This is a genomic window from Ectopseudomonas composti (assembly GCF_900115475.1).
Lineage (GTDB): Bacteria > Pseudomonadota > Gammaproteobacteria > Pseudomonadales > Pseudomonadaceae > Aquipseudomonas > Aquipseudomonas composti.
Genome location: NZ_FOWP01000005.1, coordinates 350,955 through 372,455, shown reverse-complemented (window position 1 = coordinate 372,455; position 21,501 = coordinate 350,955). Strand labels below are relative to the sequence as shown.

Here is a 21,501-nt window from a genome sequence, read left to right as displayed (position 1 = left end):
CGAATGGGAAGGTTCAGAGCAGACCGGCGGTCTGCGTCTGGCCAAATTCGGTGATGTTGTAGAAAGGCACGGAACCAACGCCAATGACTTCCAGTACCGGGCCTTCGGCGCTGACACGTACCTGGGTGACGCGCCCGGCCACCTCCACCTTCGGGTACTCGCCGCTGTCGCTTTTGACCTCGACCTTGTAGCTGCCCGGCGCCAGGCCAAGGGCGTTGGGGTCCAGCTCGAAGGGCACGCGCCCCGGCGCCTGGGAGCCGAGGTCGATTTCCTTCTTCACGCCATTGCTGTCGGTGACCACCAGGGCCAGCTTGCCGGCGGCATGCTCGAGGTTGATCTCGCCCTTGACCTTGTCCGCGCCCAATTCCAGCTGCTCGGTCGCCACCTTCACTTCCTGGCCGACCAGGCCGGCAGCGGTGAGGGTCTGCAGGTTGTCCAGCAGCACCAGGTTGCTCTTGCTCAGCGAGGCCATGTTTTCCAGGCTCTTGACCTGGCTCATGGCGGCGAACTGGTTGAGGAACTCGGTGCTGTCCACCGGCTTGGTCGGGTCCTGGTTCTGGATCTGCGCGACCATCAGGGTGAGAAAGTTGTTTTCCAGCTGGGTCGCGTCACTGACGTTGACCGCCTGCTTGACCGCTTCGTCGATGCTGTAAGCGGGATTGCTCTGGCTGTTATTACTGACCGTGGCCATCAGGATTCTCCGAGCTTGAGCAGGCCCTGCTGCATGCTTTTCAGGCGGTTGAGCACCTCGACACTGGTCTCGAAGCTGCGGGTGGCCGACATCATGTCGGTCATCTCCTCGATCTGATCGATGTCGGCGTAGAACACGTAGCCTTTGTCATCGGCCAGGGGATTGTCCGGCTCGTAGCGGCGCACCGGTTCACGACCGGCAGTGACCACGTCGAGCACCTGCACATGAGCACCGCCCATGCCAGCGCTGCGAGTCAGCTGGTCGTTGTTGTAAACGGCGGCGAATACCGGCTTGCGCGCCTGGTATACGTCCTCGGCGCTGGCCGCGGCCGAGTCGGCGTTGGCCAGGTTGCTGGCCACGGTGTTGAGGCGCACGGTCTGCGCGTTCATTGACGAGCCGGCGATACGGTAGATGGAGTCGAAAGCCATGATCAGCGCCCCTCGATAGCCTGTTTCAGGCCGCGGAATTTCATGCTGAGAAAGGTCAGGCTGGTCTGGAAGTCCATGCTGTTCTTGGAGAACGCGGCCTGCTCCACACTCAGCTCGACGCTGTTGCCATCCTGCGACGGCTGGGTCGGCACGCGGTACTTGAGATCCACCGTGCTGGCGATGAATGCTTGCTGCGGATCGAGACGCTGCATCTCGCCGGCGAAGTCGATGTCACGGGCGAGAAAGCCCGGCGTGTCTTCATTGGCCAGGTTGGCGGCGAGAAGCTCGCTGCGCTGCATGCGCAGCTCGATCGCCCGCGAATGCAGGCCCACCACATCATCAATCCGTATACTCATTCACCGGTACCCTTAGCCCAAGGTTGTGCCCAGGTGCCTTGAGCACAAAGCGTGCCCACCCCATGAGAGAGCAGTAATTCATTGATTTATAATGATTTTTCAAGACATATCAGTGGTTTCTGTGTCGCCCTTTTTCCGCATCGAGCAGGCGCTGGGAACAAAAGCGGAAAGGTTTTTTCCGCCTGCGCGTCGCTGCTTTTCCTCTTCGCCGTATCGACCTCGGCGACCGCGCAGGTTGAGGCGAATGCCGCCAGCCAGATCGATCAGGCCGTGACGGTGCACATGCAGCAGAAGCTGACCGAGGAAGCCCGACGCCAGTCCTGGCAGGGGCAGCGCCATAGCCTCGACATCACCTTGCTCAATAGCGCAGAACGCCTGCCGACTTGCATCCAGGCGCTGAGCGTGACGGTCAGCAGCACCGATCCCTCACCCTTGTCGCGACAGCGCCTGGACGTAAGCTGCGCAGACGCTTCCGGCTGGAATGTCACAGCGCTGGTGCAGGCCAACGTGTTCTTACCCGTGGTACATGCCGCACGAGTGATCGAGCGCGGCCAGACCATCAGCGGCGAACAGCTGCAGTTGCAGGAGGTGAACATTGGCAAGACGCCGCGCGGCTTCTACAGCAGCCTCGACGAAGTGATCGGCCAGGGCGCCAAACGCCGCGTACGCGCCGGCCAGCTGATCGCGCCGAACCTGCTCGCCGCGCCCCTGCTGATCCGCCGAGGTCAACAGGTGACAATCATCGCCAGCCAGGACGGTATCTCCGCTTCGGCCACCGGCGAGGCCCTGGCCAATGGCCGTGAAGGCGAAGTGATCCGCGTACGTAACCTCGGTAGCCAGAAGGTGATCGAGGCGCAGGTAGTGGAAGAAGGGGTGGTGACCAGTACCTTCAGGTAGGGTGTCATGCCACGTAGATGGCTCCTACGCTCTGCGTGGTAGCCCCTGTGAGGGCGCTCTGCGCCAAATCACGGCGGGCGTCTGTCTTGCGGCAGACGCGGAGCGTCTGGGGCTGCGTTTCCACGCGGAGCGTGGGAACGATCAAGCGGGATCAGGCGGGTTTCTCCCGCCCTACGCCCAGCCCTCCAGACGCATGGTGGCGCGTACCAGGCGCTGCTCTTCCTGTTCGATCTCCTGCAGGTTGTCGCGAATGCTGTGGATGTGGTCGCGCGCGGCGCGCTGGGCTTGTTCCGGTAGGCGTTCGATCACCGCGTGGTAGAGGCGTGAATGCTGGCGGTCGATCTGGCGCTTCTGCGCCGGGCGGTGATAGAGGTTGTTCACCGAGGCGAACACGGTGCTGAGCATCAGGTCGGTCAGCGATTGCAGAGTGTGCACCAGCACCGGGTTGTGCGAGGCCTCGCAGATGGCCAGGTGGAAGGCATGATCGAGGCGCGCATGCTCGCGCGGGTCGACCGGATTTTCCTGCGCATGGGCTGCCAGCATTTCCTCGTAACGCCGGGTCAGCAGGACGAAATCCGCATCGGTACCACGCAGCGCTGCGAGGCGCGCCGACTCGCCTTCGAGCAGGCCGCGCACCTCCAGCAGGTCATACAGGGTGCGCGGCTGCGAGTTGAACAGGTGCATCAACGGGCTGGCGTCGCGCTCGCCACTGAGTTTGGCCACCCGTGAATCACGGCCCTGCGCCGTTTCGATAATGCCGCGACCACGCAGCACCTTGAGCCCTTCGCGCAGGGCCGAACGGGAGATGCCCAGCTTCTCGCACAGACGCCGCTCCGACGGCAGCGGCTGCCCGACCTTGAGTACGCCGTCGACGATCAGCCGCTCGATGCGCTCGGCCACCACATCACTGACCTGTCGCCGTGCGACACCCAGTTGCCCGTCCATTCGCCACCTCCGCAGAACTGGTCGTACCAATTTTTAACGCCCACCTTAGATCGTGCGTGCACCAGCAGGCAAGCCTCATTAAATAAGCCCCCGGAGCGATCCAGGGCGAAAGGCTGACGAAAGAAACTGGTCCTACCAGCACTAAAGAGGATGGACGTAAAAATGCAGGCGGCCTAAAGATGCAGGCCAAGGTCGCGGCATGACCGCCAATAACAACAACGTCCACGATTGAGCCTGCCATGAGCATTCTGTACGACGAGCGCGTCGACGGCGCGCTACCCACGGTCGACAAGGCCGCCCTGCTCGCCGAGTTGCGCCAGCGCCTGCCCGACCTCGACATCCTGCACACCCAGGAAGACCTCAAGCCCTACGAGTGCGATGGCCTCTCTGCCTATCGCACCACGCCCATGTTGGTGGTGCTGCCCGAGCGTATAGAGCAGGTGCAGCAGTTGCTCCAACTCTGCCATGCCCGTGGCGTGCCAGTGGTGGCGCGCGGTGCCGGCACCGGTTTGTCTGGCGGCGCGTTGCCGCTGGAGAAAGGCATCCTGCTGGTGATGGCACGCTTCAACCAGATTCTCGAGATCAACCGCGAAGGTCGCTTCGCCCGCGTGCAGCCCGGTGTGCGCAACCTGGCAATCTCCCAGGCTGCAGCGCCATTCGACCTGTATTACGCCCCCGATCCGTCTTCGCAAATCGCCTGCTCCATCGGCGGCAACGTCGCCGAGAATGCCGGCGGTGTGCACTGCCTGAAGTACGGCCTGACCGTGCACAACCTGCTCAAGGTCGACATCCTCACCGTCGAAGGCGAGTTCATGACCCTCGGCAGCGAAGCCCTGGACGCCCCCGGCTTCGACCTGCTGGCGCTGTTCACCGGCTCCGAAGGCATGCTCGGCATCGTCACCGAGGTGACGGTCAAGCTGCTGCCCAAGCCGCAAGTGGCCAAGGTGCTACTGGCGGCCTTCGACTCGGTGGAAAAAGCCGGCCGCGCGGTCGGCGACATCATCGCCGCTGGCATCATTCCTGGTGGGCTGGAGATGATGGACAACCTGGCGATTCGCGCCGCCGAGGATTTCATCCATGCCGGCTACCCGGTGGAGGCCGCAGCCATTCTGCTCTGTGAGCTGGACGGCGTCGAAGCCGATGTGGCCGACGACTGCGAACGCGTCCGTGAGGTGTTGGAAAAAGCCGGTGCCACCGAAGTACGCCTGGCCCGCGACGAGGCCGAACGGGTGAAATTCTGGGCCGGGCGCAAGAACGCCTTCCCCGCGGTCGGGCGCATCTCGCCGGACTATTACTGCATGGACGGCACCATCCCGCGTCGCGAGCTACCCGGCGTGCTGCGCGGCATCGCCGAGTTGTCCGAAGAATACGGCCTGCGCGTGGCCAACGTGTTCCACGCCGGCGACGGCAACATGCACCCCTTGATCCTCTTCGATGCCAACGTGCCCGGCGAGCTGGAGCGCGCCGAAGCCATCGGCGGCAAGATCCTCGAACTCTGCGTCAAGGTAGGCGGCAGCATCACCGGCGAGCACGGCGTCGGCCGCGAGAAGATCAACCAGATGTGCGCGCAGTTCAACAGCGACGAGATCACTCTGTTCCACGCAGTAAAGGCGGCGTTCGACCCGAGCGGCCTGCTCAATCCGGGCAAGAACATCCCCACCCTGCACCGCTGCGCCGAGTTCGGCGCCATGCATGTGCACCACGGCCAACTGCCCTTCCCGGAACTGGAGCGTTTCTGATGTCGCATGATTTCGACGCCAGCGCCGCGCTGCTGGAACAGGTCAACCACGCGCTGAACAGCGCCACGCCACTGCGCATCCAGGGCAGTGGCAGCAAGGCTCATCTGGGCCGCGCCACTGCCGGCGAAGTGCTCGACACCCGCCTGCACCGTGGCATCGTCAGCTATGACCCAACCGAGCTGGTGCTTACCGCCCGTGCCGGCACGCCGCTCAGCGAAATCGAGGCAGCACTGGAAGCGAACAACCAGATGCTGCCGTGCGAACCTCCACACCTGGGCGATGGCGCCACCCTCGGTGGCATGGTCGCCGCCGGCTTGTCCGGCCCGCGTCGGCCCTGGGCCGGTTCGGTGCGCGACCAGGTACTCGGAACCCGTGTGATCACCGGCCAGGGCAAGCTGCTGCGCTTCGGCGGCGAGGTGATGAAGAACGTCGCCGGCTACGACCTGTCGCGCCTGATGGCCGGTAGCTTCGGCTGCCTCGGCCTGCTCGCCGAGGTGTCGATCAAGGTGCTACCCAAGCCGCGCCAGGTACTCAGCCTGCGCCTGCAAGTGGACGCCCTGCATGCGCTGAACAAACTCGCCGAATGGGGCCAGCAGCCGCTGCCGATCAGCGCCGCCAGCCACGACGGTGCAGCGTTGCACCTGCGTCTGGAAGGCGGCGAAGGCTCGGTTCTGGCCGCGCGCCAACGCCTCGGTGGCGAAGAGATCGACAACGGTTACTGGCATGAGCTGCGCGAGCAACGCCTGCCGTTCTTCAGCGCCAGCGGCACGCTGTGGCGCCTGTCGCTGCCGGCCAACAGCGGCCTGCTCGACCTGCCCGGCCGCCAGTTGATCGATTGGGGCGGCGCGCAGCGCTGGCTCAAATCCGACGCCGATGGCGAACTGATCCAGCGCGTGACCGCCAAGCTCGGCGGCCACGCCACCTGCTTCACCGCCGGCCAGGCACAACCCTTCCAGCCGCTGGCAGCAATGCTGCTGCGCTACCAGCGCCAGTTGAAGAACCAGCTTGATCCCCAGGGCATCTTCAACCCTGGCCGCATGTACGCCGAGGTATAAGACGTGCAGACCAATTTGAGTGAACAGGCCAAGCGCCTGCCGCGCGCCGAAGAAGCCGAACGCATCCTGCGCTCCTGTGTGCACTGCGGCTTCTGCAACGCCACCTGCCCGACCTATCAGTTGCTCGGCGACGAGCTGGACGGCCCGCGCGGGCGTATCTATCTGATCAAGCAGATGCTCGAAGGCAATGAGGTCACGGCCAAGACCCAGCAGCACCTGGATCGCTGCCTGACATGCCGCAACTGCGAGACCACCTGCCCGTCCGGCGTGCAGTATCACAACCTGCTGGATATCGGCCGTGAAGTGGCCGAGCAGGCGGTGCCGCGGCCCTTGAATGAGCGCCTGCTGCGCCAGGGCCTGCGCGCCGTGGTGCCGCGCCCGGCATTGTTCAAGGCGCTGACCCAGACCGGCCTGGCCCTGCGCCCACTGCTGCCGGCCACACTCAAGGCCAAGCTGCCACGCGAGATTCGCCCGGCCAAACCACGTCCGACGCCGCAGCATGCGCGCCGCGTGCTGATGCTCGAAGGCTGCGTGCAGCCGGGGCTGTCGCCCAACACCAACGCCGCCACCGCACGCGTGCTGGATCGCCTGGGCATCAGCGTCACGCCGATCCGCGAAGCCGGCTGCTGCGGCGCCGTCGACTATCACCTCAACGCCCAGGAAGCAGGCCTGCAGCGCGCGCGGCAGAACATCGACGCCTGGTGGCCAGCCATCGAGGCTGGCGCCGAAGCCATCGTGCAGACCGCCAGCGGCTGCGGCGCCTTCGTCAAGGACTACGGCCACCTGCTCGCCGGTGACCCGGCTTATGCGAGCAAGGCAGCGCGAGTCAGTGCCCTGGCCAAGGATCTGGTCGAGGTGCTGCAGAACGAACAATTGGAACAGCTGCAGGTCCGCGCCGAACAGCGCCTGGCCTTCCATTGCCCCTGCACCCTGCAACACGCGCAGAAACTCGGCGGCGCAGTGGAAGGCGTGCTGACGCGCCTCGGTTTCGGCCTCACCGCCGTGCCGGACGGCCACCTGTGCTGCGGCTCGGCCGGCACCTATTCGCTGACCCAGCCAGAGCTGTCCAGGCAGCTTCGCGACAACAAGCTGAACGCCCTGGAAAGCGGCAAGCCCGACGCCATCGTCACCGCCAACATCGGCTGCCAGAGCCACCTGGATGGCGCCGGGCGCACGCCGGTAAGGCACTGGATCGAAATTGTCGAAGAGGCGATGAGCTAAAAGCCTGAACCCTCTCCCCCCGGCCCCTCTCCCATGAATGAGAGAGGGGAGAAAAGCCAAGAACGAGGTATGCCATGCAACACAAAGCCGTACTCAGCCAGAGCGAAGTCAGCCAGATCCTCCAGGCCGCCCGCAGCGAAGCACAGCAACAGGGCTGGGCCGTGGCCATCGCCGTGGTCGATGACGGCGGCCATCCGCTGGCCCTGGAACGCCTCGACGGTTGCGCGCCGATCGGCGCCTACATCGCCACCGAAAAGGCCCGTAGCGCCGCCATCGGTCGTCGCGAAACCAAGGGCTACGAGGACATGGTCAACGGCGGGCGCAGCGCCTTCCTCAGCGCGCCACTGATCACCTCGCTGGAAGGTGGTGTACCGATCGTGATCGAAGGCCAGGTAGTCGGTGCCGTCGGCGTGTCCGGGGTCAAGGCCGAGCAGGACGCGCAGGTGGCCAAGGCCGGGATAGCAGTGCTGTAAGCAGCGCGCATCGTTTTCTCCCCTCTCCCTAACCCTCTCCCCAGAGGGGCGAGGGGACTGATCGAGGCGAGACGAAATTCATAGGCATCCCACGCAACCGGATGCAGACAGGAGAACAGAGAAATGACCGAACGCGTGCAATGTCAGCGCCTGCAGGTGGCCGCCGAACTCAAGCAATTCATCGAGAGCGAAGTGCTGCCCGGCAGCGGTATCGAGGCTGCAGCCTTCTGGAGCGGTTTCGATGCGCTGGTGCACGACCTGGCGCCGCGCAACCGTGCCCTGCTGGCCGAGCGCGACCGTCTGCAGACCGAGCTGGATGCCTGGCACCGCGCCAACCCCGGGCCGATCCGCGACATGAACGCCTACCGCACCTTCCTCGGCTCTATCGGCTATTTGCTGCCGCAGCCGAAGCAGGTCAAAGCGACCACTACCAACGTCGACAGCGAGATCGCCACCCAGGCCGGCCCACAACTGGTGGTGCCGGTGATGAACGCGCGTTATGCGCTGAACGCCGCCAATGCCCGCTGGGGCTCGCTGTACGACGCGCTGTACGGCACCGACGCGATCAGCGAAGACGATGGCGCCAGCAAAGGTCCCGGCTACAACGAAGTGCGCGGCGCCAAGGTGATCGCCTTCGCCCGCGCCTTCCTCGACCAGGCCGCGCCGTTGGCTAAAGGCTCGCACGCCGATGCCAGCGCCTATGCGGTCGTTGCCGGCCAGTTGCAGGTGACCCTGAGCAGCGGCGCACAGACCTCCCTGGCGCAGCCAGAGAAATTCGTCGGTTACCAGGGCGAGGCTGCCAAACCACGTGCAGTGCTGCTGAAGAACAACGGCCTGCATTTCGAGATCCAGATCGACGCCAGCAGCCTAATCGGCAGCACTGACGCGGCGGGCGTGAAGGACGTACTGATGGAGGCAGCGCTGTCGACCATCATGGACTGCGAAGACTCGGTGGCCGCCGTCGACGCCGCCGACAAGGTGGTGATCTACCGCAACTGGCTGGGCCTGATGAAAGGTGATCTGGCCGAGGAGCTGGACAAGGGCGGCAAGCGCATCACTCGCCGTCTCAACCCGGATCGCGTCTACACCGCCGCCGACGGCAGCGAACTGACCCTGCACGGCCGCTCGCTGCTGTTCGTGCGCAACGTCGGCCACCTGATGAGCAACCCGGCGATCCTCGATGGTGAAGGCTTTGAGATTCCCGAAGGCATCCTCGATGCGGTGATGACCAGCCTGATCGCCCTGCATGACCTCAAGCGTCGCGGCAACTCGCGCACCGGCAGCGTCTATATCGTCAAACCGAAGATGCACGGGCCGTTCGAAGTGGCCTTCGCCAACGAACTGTTCGGCCGCGTCGAACAGTTGCTGGGCATGCCGGCCAATACCCTGAAGATGGGCATCATGGACGAGGAGCGGCGCACCAGCGTCAACCTCAAGGCCTGCATCGAAGCCGCCAGCGCGCGCGTGGCCTTCATCAACACCGGTTTCCTCGACCGCACCGGCGACGAGATGCACACCGCCATGGAAGCCGGCGCCATGCTGCGCAAGGGCGACATGAAGTCCAGCGCCTGGATCCAGGCCTACGAGCGCAACAACGTGCTGGTCGGCCTGGCCTGCGGGCTACGCGGCAAGGCGCAGATCGGCAAGGGCATGTGGGCCATGCCGGATCTGATGGCGGCCATGCTCGAGCAGAAGATCGGTCACCCGAAAGCCGGCGCCAACACCGCCTGGGTACCATCGCCCACCGCCGCCGTGCTGCACGCGCTGCACTACCACAAGATCGACGTGCAGGCGGTGCAGACCGAACTGGAACTGATCGACCTGGCCAGCCAGCGCGACAGCCTGCTCAACGACCTGCTCAGTGTGCCGGTCAGCGCCGAACGGCCGTGGAGCGCCAGCGATATCCAGCAGGAACTGGACAACAACTGCCAGGGCATCCTCGGTTACGTGGTGCGCTGGGTCGAGCAAGGCGTCGGCTGCTCCAAGGTGCCGGATATCCACAACGTCGGCCTGATGGAAGACCGCGCCACCCTGCGCATCTCGGCTCAACACATCGCCAACTGGCTGCACCACGGTGTGGTCAGCGAAACCCAGGTACGCGAGACCCTGCAGCGCATGGCGCAGGTGGTCGACGGGCAGAACGCTGGCGATTCGGCCTACCGCCCGATGGCGCCGAACTTCGAACAATCCCATGCCTTCCGCGCCGCCAGCGACCTGGTGTTCAAGGGCCGCGAGCAGCCGTCCGGCTACACCGAACCGCTGCTGCATGCCTGGCGTTTGCGCTTCAAAGAGGAGGCCTAAGTAATGTGGGAGGGGCTTTAGCCGCGACCAAACAACTACAAAAAGCTCGCGGCTAAAGCCCCTCCCACTGAGCAGTAACAAGCCCTGACGGTTTCTGACCGTCGGGGCTTTCGAGCATGAGCGCGGCGATGGGTGATCCCTGCCGTCGCGGCTCGCGGAAAGGTCGGTGCCGTAGCGCCCGCCCCTTCCAGATGCGTGGCGCCGGGTGTCCCCGGAAAACTGTGGTTCACAAGAAAAAGAAGGAACCAACCCATGAGTCAAACGCTGCTGTCCATCCTGGCCTTCGTGCCATTGGTGCTAGCGGGTGTACTGCTGATCGGCTTTCGCTGGCCGGCCAAGTACGCGATGCCGCTGGTGTTCGTCCTCACCGCCCTGATCGGCCTGCTGGCCTGGGACATGTCCCTCAACCGGGTCATCGCCTCCAGTCTGCAGGGGCTGATTCTCACAGCCGCGATCCTGTGGATCATCTTCGGCGCGATCCTGCTGCTGAACACCCTCAAGCACTCAGGAGGGATCGCGGCAATTCGCCGGGGCTTCTCCAACATCAGCCCGGATCGCCGCGTGCAGGCGCTGATAGTTGCCTGGCTGTTCGGCTGCTTCATCGAGGGTGCCTCCGGTTTCGGCACCCCCGCCGCCGTGGCCGCGCCGCTGCTGGTAGCGCTGGGCTTCCCGGCACTGGCCGCCGTGGTGCTGGGGATGATGGTGCAATCGACGCCGGTATCCTTCGGCGCAGTGGGCACGCCTATCCTGGTCGGTGTCGGTTCGGGTCTGGACAGAACCGGCATCACCGAGCAACTGGTGGCCACCGGCAGCAGCTGGGAAGCCTTCTTCCACCTGATCTACTCGCGGGTAGCCATCACCCACGGCCTGATCGGCCTGCTGATGCCGCTGATCATGGTGATGATCATGACGCGCTTCTTCGGCAAGAATCAGAGCTGGAAGGAAGGCCTGGCCATCGCGCCATTCGCCATCTTCACCGCCTTCGCCTTCTCCCTGCCGTACATGGCAGCCGGCGTGTTCCTCGGCCCGGAATTCCCCTCGATGATCGGCGCCCTGGTCGGCCTGGCCATCGTGGTACCGGCCGCCAAGGCCGGCTTCCTGCTGCCGAAGGACAGCTGGGACTTCGCTGATCCCAAGGACTGGCCGTCCGACTGGATGGGCAAGATCGAGATGAAGCTCGACGAAGTGGCTGGCAAGGCGCCGATCTCGGTGCCCATGGCCTGGGCGCCCTACCTGCTGCTAGCGGTGTTCCTGGTGGTGTCGCGCACCTTCCCCGAGCTCAAGGCGGCAATGCTGGGCCTGAGCTTCGGCTGGAAAGACATCCTCGGTGAGACCGGCGTGTCCGGCACCATCGAGCCGCTGTACCTGCCGGGTGGCATCCTGTGCATGGTCGTGCTGGTGACCTTCTTCCTGCATCGCATGCGCTTCTCCGAGCTCAAGGCGGCGGTGGGCGAGTCGAGCAAGACCCTGCTCGGCGCCGGCTTCGTGCTGATCTTCACCATTCCCATGGTGCGCATCCTGATCAACTCCGGCGTCAATGGCAGCGACCTGGTGTCGATGCCGGTGGCCATGGCGCAACTGGTGGCTGACAGCGTCGGCGGGGTGTACCCGTTCTTCGCCCCGGCCGTCGGCGCTCTGGGCGCCTTTATCGCCGGCTCCAACACTGTGTCCAACCTAATGCTGTCGCAGTTCCAGCTCAACGCTGCGGAACTGATTGGCGTGTCCGGGGCGATGATGGTCGCGGTGCAGTCGGTTGGTGCGGCAGCGGGCAACATGATCGCCATCCACAACGTGGTGGCAGCCTCGGCCACGGTCGGTCTGCTCGGGCGTGAAGGCATCACCCTGCGCAAGACCATCCTGCCGACACTCTACTATCTCGCCATGGCCGGCCTGATCGCGCTGATAGCGATGTACGGCATTGCCCTGACCGATCCACTGATGGCCAGTCGCTAAAGCCTGGCGGGTTGTGCCCGGCACGACCCGACTTTGGTTGGCCCTCCGGCTGGCGGCGTTTGCCGCTGGCCGGCTTGGCGCATCAGTTCAATTGCGGTAGCTTGCGACGCGCAACACCGTGAGATTGGCCTGAGGTTTATATGAAAAAGTGGCAATGCGTGGTCTGTGGACTGATTTACGACGAGAGCCAGGGCTGGCCGGATGACGGCATCGTTCCCGGCACCCGCTGGGAAGACGTGCCGGAAGACTGGCTATGCCCGGACTGCGGCGTTGGCAAGATGGATTTCGAGATGATCGAAATCGGCTGATCACGCCTGGTTTTCAGCAAAACGGCGACCCAAGGGTCGCCGTTTTTCATTTCAGGCCGCATGCCAGAGCGGCTCCCGAGTCGCGCTCGAAAAAATCCTCAGCACCATTTAATCAGCGCTGGAAGCCGGTCGCCCTTCACTTACAGCAGGCAATCACAGCCAGCTTCACTCAACTGAAGGAATACCGTCATGGCTCTGTCGATTCATACCAACTACTCCTCGCTGATCACCCAGACCAACCTCGGCAAGACCAACAATGCTCTGGGCACCAACCAGCAGCGCCTGGGCACCGGCCTGCGCATCAACTCCGCCGCCGACGACGCTGCTGGCCTGCAGATCGCCACCCGCCTGAACGCTCAATCGCGCGGTATGGACGTAGCCATCCGCAACACCGGTGACTCCGTCTCCCTGCTGCAGACCGCCGAAGGCGCGCTGACCGAGATGACCGACATCGTCCAGCGCATGAAAGACCTGGCCACCCAGGCGGCCAACGCCACTGCCAGCGAAAAAGACCGCGACGCGATGCAGTCCGAGTATGACCAACTGGGTCAGGAACTGGGCAACATTGTCAAGAACACCAAGTACGCTGGCGAGAACCTGTTCAGCGACGGCACCACCACCGACGGTACCGCCGGCAAGTTCGGCGCAGCCATGGACTTCCAGATCGGCGCCAGCGCCGCCGAGACCCTGACCCTGGACGTCACCACCCCGCTGGGTGACCTGGCCACCGCTCTGGACGGCCTGTCCGCTCAGTACGCTACGCCGGACAGCACCACTCCGGGCACCGAGATCGCTGGCGCCGACGGCACCGCAGCCAACGGCATGATCGACACCCTGAGCGACGCGCTGGACAGCATCGGCGAACTGCGTGCCCAGTTTGGTGCAAACATCAACCGCCTGAACCACACCGCCAACAACCTGAACAACATGAAGGACAACACCGACATGGCCAAGGGTCGCATCATGGATGCCGACTTCGCCAAGGAAAGTGCCAACATGAGCAAGAACTCCATGCTGATGCAGTCCGGCATCTCCATGCTCAAACAAGCCGGCCAGATGCCGGGCATGGTCATGTCCCTGCTGGGCTGATCCCGCGTCATCCAGGCGCAATGGATTGCGCCCCCCCTTCTACGCCCCGCCACTGCGGGGCGTTCTTCATGGTCTCTGGACCATTGCCTGCCTCATCACCAAAATTGATCAACCGTAATCGAATTGCGGCATGATCGAGCAGCTTTCACTATTATCCTTGATCGCGTCGCCTTAACCCGCAGAGTGGCTAGTATTCGGCTGCGTCTGGCTAGCAAGACCATTACGGGACGCGGCCATTGACTGGCACAAGACTTGCCACTGCATATTCCTGACGCCAGAATGCCGACCACTCATCGCCCGGATTTTTCCAGTCGGAAACGCCGCTCGCCTTAAGGACCGCATGAATTCCAGCTCCGATACGCCGCTCGCCGAGCCGGGAAGCAATATTGCCTGCCTGATCATCAAGACCGGACGCAATGATTGCTACGCACATTTCTATCCAGCGTTGTATCAACTGACCCTGGTCAAAAGCGGCATCGAGGAGAAAATCGACCTGGGCTACTCTGGCAGCCGCCTGCTCGAGCGCCTACTGCAAGAGCCCGGTGAAGTGGTGTCGCGTGACGAACTGATGAACCATGCCTGGGCCGATCGGGTCGTCGGTCAAGGCAGCCTGAACCAGCAGATCTATACCCTGCGCCAGGTGCTAGGCGACGAGAAAAATCGCGAGATCATTCAGACCCTGCCGCGCCGTGGCTATCTGCTCAACCCCAATTTTCTGGTCTATCCGCCAAGCATCGACGACATCGGTGCCGTCAGCGAACCACTCGATACGCCGACGCTACAACCTGCCTTTCTGCACCGCCACAGTCGCCAGCGGACATCCTGGCTGATCCTTCTGAGCCTGTTCAGCACCATAGGCATTGCACTGTTCACTGCGCTGTACAGCATCAGTCAACCCGCAGACCTGCATAGCAGTGAAATGAATCTGGGCTCACTGCACGTGCGCTACACCGATCAGGATCCACAAAGGCTGCAACAGCTGATCCTGCAAACCCACGGGCTAACCAGTCGGCTTACGGTACTGGCCAGCAAACCGGCCAACCTGGTTCTGAGCCTGCGCGGCGGTTTCTATGAACTGCTGTGCCTGCAGGCCAACGGTGGTGCACGCTCGCTGATGCTGCACGAAAGCCAGCTGAATCAGGTGGCCGATACCCAACTGAGCAGGTGCCTGCGATGAGCCAGGGCAAACAGTGCGGTATCAGCGGTGGCTGGTTGCTGACCATGCTCGCCACGGCCCTGGCGATGCTGCTGAGCATGCTCGTGCTATGGCTGAACTTCATCTCCAGCGCCGAACTCGATGGTCGTTACCAGTCCACCGGCCAAGTTCATCTGAGTAATGGTCAGGTGCTGGAAATCAGCCACAGCCTGCAAGTCAACCACGGTCGCTTCTATGCCATGACCCGGCAAGGCGACAGCATCCTGGAGACGTCGGGGGTGGTGGAGTACGGTTTTCTCGGCAACTACCGGCTGCGCGTCGAAGATGGCCAGGTCACCGGACTGGCCAGCGAAACCGACGACGAACTGGTGTTCAACCTGCTCTATGGTCGACATAAGGGTTCGACCATTCGCCTGACCAGCCTCGATGGCTGCCTCTATGCGCTGGAGACTCGGCAGATCTACTGCCCGACGCACAATCTTTAGAGCGGAACTGGACACAGCTCAGGACTCCGGCGCGCTGAGCTGCGCACCCTCGGCACGGTATTCCACGCGCACCTGGGCCTCACCGAACAACTCGCGGTACAGGCCTTCGGCCTGACTGGTCAGCAACAGCAGCTCGATACGGCGGTTGGCACCGTTCTCCGGATCCTTCGGCAACAAGGGCATGCCATCCGCTTGAGCGGTGACCTGCAGCACAGTGCTGGCTGGCAGGCCGGCCTCGACCATCACGTTACGTGCACGCAATGCGCGGTCGCCGGACAGGTTCCAGTTGTTGTAGCCACCGACGACGCCACGATAAGGCGTGGCATCAGTATGGCCGCTGATGATCAGATGATTGTCGACCTTGGCCAGAATGGCGGCCAGACGTTCGAGCAGCCTGGCAAAATGCGGATCCAGTCGCGCGCTACCGCGGCTGAACATGAAACGCTGGGCGTCGTCCTTGATCAGGATGCGCAACCCCTGCGGCACCACCTGGACTTCGATATTGGCCTCGGCATCCAGTTGCAGCGCCAGCTCTTCCATCAGCTTGGCCAGCTCCTGCATCTGCAGCGGCTCGGCAAAGTGCGGGCGCCGCGGCTCGCCGGGCTGGCCCTCGCCCAGGGCCGCGCCGGGGTCTTCCTGCGGCGTGCGTGCACGATTCTCGGGGTCGCGGCGCGGGGCGACCTGCACCGGCACGCCATCGAGGTCCAGCGGCGTGGTGCTGGTACCGTCGAAGATGCCGGCGCCACCATCGACCAACGGGTTGTTCAGCATATCGGCATTGGCGCGGCTGGCATCCTGGGTCTGCGGCTGGATGATCCACAGCACCATGAACAACGCCATCATGGCCATGGTGAAGTCAGCGAAGGCCACCTTCCAGGCACCGCCATGCTCGTCGTGGCCACCTTTCTTGCCACGCCGCTTGATGATGATCTCGTGGCCTTCGCCGCCGCGCTGTTTCATGCAGCGTCCCTTTCATCTTCGTAACGGTTGACCCAGATCTCCAGCTGCTTGAAGGCTGGCTTGACGTCCTGCTCGATCAGCTTGCGCCCGGCATCCACCGCCAGCAGCGTGGGCTTGCCGGCGACATGCGCAACCAGGGTGGTGCGCACGCATTCGAGCGCCGACATCTCGGTCTTGATGCGCTGCCCCATGGCGCTCGACAGCGGCTCCATCACGCAATAGCACATGAAGATGCCGAGGAAGGTACCCACCAGCGCCGCAGCCACGTGGGCACCGATTTCGGCCACCGAGCCGCCGATGTTGCCCATAGTGATGACGATGCCGAGGATCGCCGCCAGGATGCCAAAGCCCGGCATGGCTTCGCCGATCTTGTGCAGCGAGCGCGACGGCTGCATCAGCACATGCTCCATGGCCTCCAGTTCCTGCTCGAGGAAACCTTCGAGTTCGTGGGCGCTGATCTTGCCCATGGCCATCAGCCGGAAGTTGTCGGCAATGAAGGCCATCAGGTTCTTCTCCTGACGGATCAGCGGGTACTTGGCGAACAGTTCACTCTGCTCGGGCTCCTCGATATGCGCATCGAGCACCTTGAGGCCGCCGACATCGACCATCTCCAACAGCTCATAGAGCAGCATCAACAACTGGCGCTGAAACTCCTCGCCACGTTTCTTGTAGACGAACACGCCTTTGATCTGATGCAGCATTTCCAGCAGCACATCCTTGGGATTGGCCACCACCAGAGCGCCAAAGCCTGCACCGACGATGATGATCACCTCGGCCGGCTGCCAGAGCATGGCCAGCTCGCCATGGGCCATGACGTAGCCACCGAGCACACAGGCGACGATGATCAATGCACCTAATAACTTCTGCACCCTAGCCTCTCTCGTTCAGGTAGCGACTGGCCTTGGCGATCGCCTGCTTGCTCAACTGGCAGACGCGCGCGTCGCTCAGCTCCAGCACCAGGGCGATTTCCTTGAGGCTCAGCTCATGTTGGTAGTAAAGGGTCAGCACCAGTCGCTCGCGCTCGCTGAGCTGACTCAGTGCCTGCACTAGCAGGCGCTCCTTGAGCACACGATCCTCGACGCCGCTGGCACCACAGGCGAAACCCTCGTGACCGTTCTGCAGCAGCTCGTCGAGGCTCTCGATGGCCTCGCAGGCATCGGCCTGGAGGAATTCGTGGTAATCCTTGGCGCTGATCCCGGCGGCCTGGAGGATTTCCTCTTCCTGTGGCACGCGACCTAGCTGCCGCGCCAATTGGCGGATGGCATCGCGAATCCGGTGAGTCTGCTGACGCACCTGGCGCGGGCGCCAGTCCTGGCGGCGCAGTTCATCGAGAATCGCGCCCCGGATACGCAGCGCAGCGAAACGGCCGAACTGCTCGTCCGGCGTGCCATAGCGACGCAGGCATTCGAGCAGCCCCATCAGGCCGATCTGCTCCATGTCCTCGCGGTCAAGCACCTGGTTAGCCTGCAGCGCCAGCTGGCTGACGATGCGTTTGACCAGCGGCAGATACTGCAAGAGCCACTTTTGCTCGGCTCCGGGAGCGAACAGTGCAGCCCCACCCTGTTCAGCGGCGTAGCGGTAGTCGATGGCGCAGGTGGCGTTCATGGGCAGGGTCTGCTCTCTACTGGACGATCAGCTTGCTGACCAGCACGTTGGCGAATGGCATCGCCAGCTTCTTGCTGGCGAAGTCATCGAACAGCGCGCTTTCCAGGCTGCTCTGCAAATCGGGAATGGGCATGGCACGCAACTTCTCGAAGGTCATCGCAGACAGGTGGGCGACCACCGAATTGCGCACCATCGGGTCGATCTGCTCGAGCTTCTTCGGATCGGTTTCGAGATCGGCCTGCAGTACCAGATCGAGCACGAAATAATGCTCGCGGCTCTCCCCCTTCAGGCTGACAATGACCTTCTCGATGGGAAAGAAGCGGTATTCGCTGGTCGCCTCCTCGGCATCGGCACTTGCCGTAGACAGGCCGAGCAGCGGCTGCCCGGACTGCATAGAGCGCAGCGTCGCGTAGTTGAAGACGGTACCGCCGATCACCACCAGGGTATTGAAGATCAGCAGCAACAGGATGATGCGCGGCATTGTCATGATTGGTTCTCGATCTACTTGCAAAGGGTTAAACGGTGACCAGCACGTCGCTGGTCGAATCCAGGTTGCCGCGCTCGCTGCCTGCTGCTGAAATCCTCGCTGCCTGCACCGGTTCTTCACCCTGCCAGGCCTGACGTGGCTGTCCCTGTTGACGGCCTCCTTGTGCATCGGCAGAGACCTGCACGTTGACCTGCACGAAGTTCTGCCCCACCAGTTCCTGACGCAGGCGCTCGCTGGTCTGCTGCAGCAGGCGGACGACATCGGCATTGGCGGCCGACAGCTGCACGCTCAAGCGGCCGGACTCATGACTGAGGAAGATTTCCAGGCTGCCCAACTCCGGTGGGTCGAGGCGAATGGTCGCGTTTTGGATGCGCTGACTGATCTGCAGATCCACATGCTCACGCAGGCTGGCTAGCATCTGCTCGCCCCACTGCGCCTGCGGTGCGTGCAGCTTGAGGTGGCGCTCGGCTGTCACTGGCGCAGGCATCGCCTGGCTGGAGGTGGCGGTCAATGGAACCGACTTGTCGCCGTCAACAGCCGTACTCGGCAGCCGCTCAAGAGCGATTACATCGATCATTTCGCTCGCTGCGGCTGACGAGGCCATCTGAACCGCAACCTCACCGGTCATTTGTGCTACCGAAGCGCTCAGGACCTGAGCCGTCGGTAGCGGTGCCGAATGGCTTACGGCTGACACAACACGCGCAGGCTCAACAGGTGGTTGCTCGCGTGGTTGTACCTGCGGCTGGACCAGCGGCTCGATTGGCAACGCTGCAGTTGGCTCGTCCTGCTCTGGCGCCCTCTGCTCATACGGCACGGGCTCTGGCGATTCACGCGCCTCGATACGGACCGCCTGCTGGCTCAGCACGCTGGCCAACCACTGTTCGGCATCGGCCTCGCTGAGAGTGAATGCCACGGGAGCAGCACCCTCATTCAGTGGTGCCTGTACCTCGGCGGCAGTGAATGCCTGCACAGTCATCTGCAGATCAAAAGCAGGAGACTCATCGGCGCCACTCCGAGCCTGAGTGAAGCCGGCTGGCAGGCTCTGCCCAGTGGCGTCGTTCAGGTTGATCTGAGCATTGCTATTGATCAGTTGCAGCACCTTTTATCTCCCATCCTGGTACAGATCGACGCGCATGTAGGCACTGCGCCCTTCGGCGTATTCCAGATGCGTCAGCAGTAACCGACGCACTCGCTCGCACTCCTCGGCGCAGGCGATACACGCCTGGCCATGCAACTGCTGCAACTGACGCTTGGCCTCACGCACTTCGTCGCTCAGGCTGGGTAGCCCGAGTAACAGTTGCAGGCAGGAACGAATCACCGAATCGATCTCGCCGATCCGTGACCAATCACCCTGCTGCAGGGCTTCCGCCAACTGGCCGTGCAACTGCTGCAGCGCACGCAGTTCACTTACGCGTTGCATTCACGCCTTCCCAGCCCTCGCGCAGCACACCGAGCAGGCCGACAACTTCGTCGAGCCCCTCCAGCGACAGGCTTACACTGACGTCGGAGAGGCGATAAATGCAGTAGTCATAGAGTCGTGCCAAGCCCTGCACCAGTTCACCACCGCTCTCGTAATCGAGTGCACCGTTGAGGCCGCCCAGGATGTTCAGGCACTTCTCCAGGGACTGGCCCTTCTGTTGGTAACGCTTGGCCTCAATATGACCGCGGGCACGCGCCAGCTCGTCAAGCAGACCATCGAACAGCACGAGCACCAGCTCGTAGGGAGAGGCCGCAGCGGCACGCGCCTCAAGATCCACGGTGCGATAACTGTCGTAACTTTCGTTGAGGTTGTAGGCACTCATCAGAACATTCCGTAAGTCTGCTCCATCGCCGCCATGGTCTGCATGAGACCGGTGTACTGGCGGAGATAGCGGCTGTAGTAGGAGTCGTACTGCTTCTGGATGGTGTCGAACTGTTGATCGACACGACGCAGTTGGCTATTGAGGGTGTCCTTGCGATTGGTCAGCAAACCACCGGCGCTGCTGGTGTAGACCGCCAGGTTCTTGTCCAGGGTGTCGAGCAGATTGCCCTTATCGGTGAACAGTTTCTCGAAGCCTTCCGGATTGGCAGCCACCGCCTTTTCGAAGCGAGCGTTGTCGATGGTCAGCTTGCCATTGCGGTCGGCGGCAATGCCGAACTCGGTCAGGCTCACGCCCCCAAACGAGGTGCGCACCAGCTGGTTGAGCATGCCCTCGATAGCCCGAATGCTGGCATCACCGGCCAGGACCCCACGGGTACCACTTTCGCCGCCACTGGCGGTGAGCGTGTCGAAGCTGGTCATCAACGCATTGAAAGCGCTGACGAAGGTTTGCGCCTTCTCCTTGGTGGCTTTCTGGTCCTGGCCGACCTCCATGGTCAGCGGTGCGTCACCGCTCTTGTGTGTCTTGTTGAAGGTCAGGCTGACGCCGTCGATGACGTTATCGAAGGTGTTGCTGGTGCTGGTCAGCTCGATACCCGCCTCGCCGCCCAGGCGCACGATGGCATCCTTGGCGACCGAGAGCTCCTGACGCGCGGCGACCGCGCCCTCGAATGCGCCGTTGCCCGCAGCGCTCAGGCTGATGGCCTGGTCGGCACCGGTCTTCTCACTGGTCAGCACCAGGTTGACCTGGCCATTGCTGCGCACCAGCGTCGCCTTGACGCCGCTATTGCCATCGGCGCCATTGATGGCCGCGGCCAGTTCGTCGAGGGTGGCGACGGAGCCGAGGTCGATATTGAACGAGTCGCCGCCCTGGCCGATGGTCAGGCTACCGCTGCCCAGATTGCCGTCCTGCAGGCTTTGCAAGGCCACCTGGCTCTTGCTGGCCAGCTGCTGAACGAAGAAGTCGTAACTGCCAGCCACTGCCTTGGTGCCTACTGTGGCGCTGGCATAGCCTTCCTGACTGAAGCTCGCACTGTTGACCAACATGCTGCTGCCAGCCAGCTTGAGACCACTGGCAGCCGTCTTGAAGGTCTTCAATGCGGTGTCCAGCGTCGTCAGAGCGCCTAGCTGCGCCTTGTATGCCGCCTCGTTGCGATTGGCCTTGGCCAACTGGCCCTGAACTTCATACTGGGCCAGCTGGGTCGCCATGCTTTGAACGTAATCTGAATCGATAGCCATAGTCGGACACCCGTTTTCCTGAGAGATAGCAATAGCGGTGCCAACAGCTGAAACCCTTGATTCAAAGGGCTTACAGCAAACCGCCAGGTGAAAGATCCTTTCCGCTCACGATGCTGCGGAAGGCGGGCGGAAGAATGGCTTCCGCCTGCGACACACAGCGGGCGGACGCACGCCTTACACAGGCGACATGCAGAAGGTCTGACTTAAGGGAGAAGTGAGGAGAGTGCCGTCGACCGCTACCTACCCGCGACAGCG

Annotated in this window: 23 protein-coding genes; 11 read left to right on the top strand and 12 right to left on the bottom strand. The window is 63.1% G+C overall.

Annotated elements, in window-relative coordinates; genetic code table 11:
• Positions 1 to 13 precede the first annotated feature (13 nt).
• The 3 genes from flgD to flgB are packed head-to-tail and all read right to left on the bottom strand — an operon-like array spanning position 14 to position 1,475.
• Positions 14 to 691 carry a flagellar hook assembly protein FlgD gene (flgD, locus tag BM059_RS12205; protein ID WP_037004266.1) on the bottom strand — a complete coding sequence of 226 codons (678 nt, stop codon included), beginning with the start codon at positions 689 to 691 and terminating at the stop codon, positions 14 to 16.
• Positions 691 to 1,119 (bottom strand): flagellar basal body rod protein FlgC, encoded by a 429-nt coding sequence (gene flgC, locus BM059_RS12200; protein ID WP_037004265.1) that lies wholly within the window; start codon positions 1,117 to 1,119, stop codon positions 691 to 693. Before flgC ends, flgD begins: the two co-directional genes overlap by 1 nt.
• 2 nt (positions 1,120 to 1,121) lie before the next feature.
• Complete coding sequence (gene flgB / locus BM059_RS12195; RefSeq protein WP_037004264.1) at positions 1,122 to 1,475, bottom strand: flagellar biosynthesis protein FlgB; 354 nt, start codon at positions 1,473 to 1,475, stop codon at positions 1,122 to 1,124.
• A gap of 270 nt (positions 1,476 to 1,745) precedes the next feature.
• Here flgB and flgA point away from each other — a divergent pair, with 270 nt between their 5' ends.
• Positions 1,746 to 2,372, top strand: a complete 627-nt coding sequence (gene flgA, locus BM059_RS12190; RefSeq protein ID WP_277813606.1) for a flagellar basal body P-ring formation chaperone FlgA — start codon at positions 1,746 to 1,748, stop codon at positions 2,370 to 2,372.
• Positions 2,373 to 2,543: 171 nt separating this feature from the next.
• Here flgA and glcC read toward each other — a convergent pair whose 3' ends face one another.
• Complete coding sequence (gene glcC / locus BM059_RS12185) at positions 2,544 to 3,317, bottom strand: transcriptional regulator GlcC (RefSeq protein ID WP_037004263.1); 774 nt, start codon at positions 3,315 to 3,317, stop codon at positions 2,544 to 2,546.
• Positions 3,318 to 3,556: 239 nt separating this feature from the next.
• Between glcC and glcD the strand changes: the two genes are divergently transcribed.
• The 10 genes from glcD (at position 3,557) to BM059_RS12135 (ending at position 15,097) form a co-directional block, all read left to right on the top strand.
• On the top strand, positions 3,557 to 5,056 hold the full coding sequence (gene glcD / locus BM059_RS12180) for a glycolate oxidase subunit GlcD (RefSeq protein WP_074938913.1): 1,500 nt from the start codon (positions 3,557 to 3,559) through the stop codon (positions 5,054 to 5,056).
• Positions 5,056 to 6,111, top strand: coding sequence for a glycolate oxidase subunit GlcE (gene glcE, locus BM059_RS12175; protein ID WP_037004261.1), 1,056 nt, complete (start codon positions 5,056 to 5,058; stop codon positions 6,109 to 6,111). The genes glcD and glcE overlap by 1 nt, the downstream gene beginning before the upstream one ends.
• Before the next feature lie 3 nt (positions 6,112 to 6,114).
• Entirely contained in the window at positions 6,115 to 7,332 is a 1,218-nt protein-coding gene (glcF, locus tag BM059_RS12170) for a glycolate oxidase subunit GlcF (RefSeq protein ID WP_074938912.1), read from the top strand.
• 74 nt (positions 7,333 to 7,406) lie between these two features.
• On the top strand, positions 7,407 to 7,805 hold the full coding sequence (locus BM059_RS12165; protein WP_074938910.1) for a heme-binding protein: 399 nt from the start codon (positions 7,407 to 7,409) through the stop codon (positions 7,803 to 7,805).
• Positions 7,806 to 7,928: 123 nt separating this feature from the next.
• Positions 7,929 to 10,106, top strand: coding sequence for a malate synthase G (locus tag BM059_RS12160; protein WP_074938908.1), 2,178 nt, complete (start codon positions 7,929 to 7,931; stop codon positions 10,104 to 10,106).
• A 252-nt stretch (positions 10,107 to 10,358) separates the two neighbouring features.
• On the top strand, positions 10,359 to 12,059 hold the full coding sequence (locus BM059_RS12155) for an L-lactate permease (protein ID WP_074938906.1): 1,701 nt from the start codon (positions 10,359 to 10,361) through the stop codon (positions 12,057 to 12,059).
• A gap of 140 nt (positions 12,060 to 12,199) precedes the next feature.
• Positions 12,200 to 12,367 carry a rubredoxin gene (locus tag BM059_RS12150; RefSeq protein ID WP_037004256.1) on the top strand — a complete coding sequence of 56 codons (168 nt, stop codon included), beginning with the start codon at positions 12,200 to 12,202 and terminating at the stop codon, positions 12,365 to 12,367.
• A gap of 189 nt (positions 12,368 to 12,556) precedes the next feature.
• Positions 12,557 to 13,456 carry a lateral flagellin LafA gene (gene lafA / locus BM059_RS12145; RefSeq protein WP_037004255.1) on the top strand — a complete coding sequence of 300 codons (900 nt, stop codon included), beginning with the start codon at positions 12,557 to 12,559 and terminating at the stop codon, positions 13,454 to 13,456.
• A gap of 340 nt (positions 13,457 to 13,796) precedes the next feature.
• On the top strand, positions 13,797 to 14,633 hold the full coding sequence (locus BM059_RS12140; RefSeq protein ID WP_074938904.1) for a winged helix-turn-helix domain-containing protein: 837 nt from the start codon (positions 13,797 to 13,799) through the stop codon (positions 14,631 to 14,633).
• Positions 14,630 to 15,097 (top strand): hypothetical protein, encoded by a 468-nt coding sequence (locus BM059_RS12135; protein WP_074938902.1) that lies wholly within the window; start codon positions 14,630 to 14,632, stop codon positions 15,095 to 15,097. The genes BM059_RS12140 and BM059_RS12135 overlap by 4 nt, the downstream gene beginning before the upstream one ends.
• A gap of 18 nt (positions 15,098 to 15,115) precedes the next feature.
• Here BM059_RS12135 and BM059_RS12130 read toward each other — a convergent pair whose 3' ends face one another.
• The 8 genes from BM059_RS12130 to fliD are packed head-to-tail and all read right to left on the bottom strand — an operon-like array spanning position 15,116 to position 21,246.
• Positions 15,116 to 16,057: a flagellar motor protein MotB gene (locus BM059_RS12130; protein WP_074938900.1), complete on the bottom strand. Its 942-nt coding sequence runs from the start codon at positions 16,055 to 16,057 to the stop codon at positions 15,116 to 15,118.
• Positions 16,054 to 16,926 (bottom strand): flagellar motor stator protein MotA, encoded by an 873-nt coding sequence (gene motA / locus BM059_RS12125; RefSeq protein WP_074938898.1) that lies wholly within the window; start codon positions 16,924 to 16,926, stop codon positions 16,054 to 16,056. The genes BM059_RS12130 and motA overlap by 4 nt, the downstream gene beginning before the upstream one ends.
• 1 nt (position 16,927) lies before the next feature.
• Positions 16,928 to 17,662: a FliA/WhiG family RNA polymerase sigma factor gene (locus BM059_RS12120; protein ID WP_074938896.1), complete on the bottom strand. Its 735-nt coding sequence runs from the start codon at positions 17,660 to 17,662 to the stop codon at positions 16,928 to 16,930.
• 16 nt (positions 17,663 to 17,678) lie between these two features.
• Positions 17,679 to 18,149, bottom strand: a complete 471-nt coding sequence (locus BM059_RS12115) for a flagellar basal body-associated FliL family protein (RefSeq protein WP_037001600.1) — start codon at positions 18,147 to 18,149, stop codon at positions 17,679 to 17,681.
• A 28-nt stretch (positions 18,150 to 18,177) separates the two neighbouring features.
• Positions 18,178 to 19,248 carry a flagellar hook-length control protein FliK gene (locus BM059_RS12110; protein WP_074938894.1) on the bottom strand — a complete coding sequence of 357 codons (1,071 nt, stop codon included), beginning with the start codon at positions 19,246 to 19,248 and terminating at the stop codon, positions 18,178 to 18,180.
• 3 nt (positions 19,249 to 19,251) lie between these two features.
• Positions 19,252 to 19,569, bottom strand: a complete 318-nt coding sequence (locus tag BM059_RS12105; RefSeq protein WP_037001605.1) for a hypothetical protein — start codon at positions 19,567 to 19,569, stop codon at positions 19,252 to 19,254.
• Positions 19,553 to 19,951: a flagellar export chaperone FliS gene (fliS, locus tag BM059_RS12100; protein ID WP_037001608.1), complete on the bottom strand. Its 399-nt coding sequence runs from the start codon at positions 19,949 to 19,951 to the stop codon at positions 19,553 to 19,555. The genes BM059_RS12105 and fliS overlap by 17 nt, the downstream gene beginning before the upstream one ends.
• Positions 19,951 to 21,246, bottom strand: a complete 1,296-nt coding sequence (gene fliD / locus BM059_RS12095) for a flagellar filament capping protein FliD (protein WP_037001610.1) — start codon at positions 21,244 to 21,246, stop codon at positions 19,951 to 19,953. Before fliD ends, fliS begins: the two co-directional genes overlap by 1 nt.
• Between the last annotated feature and the right edge of the window lie 255 nt (positions 21,247 to 21,501).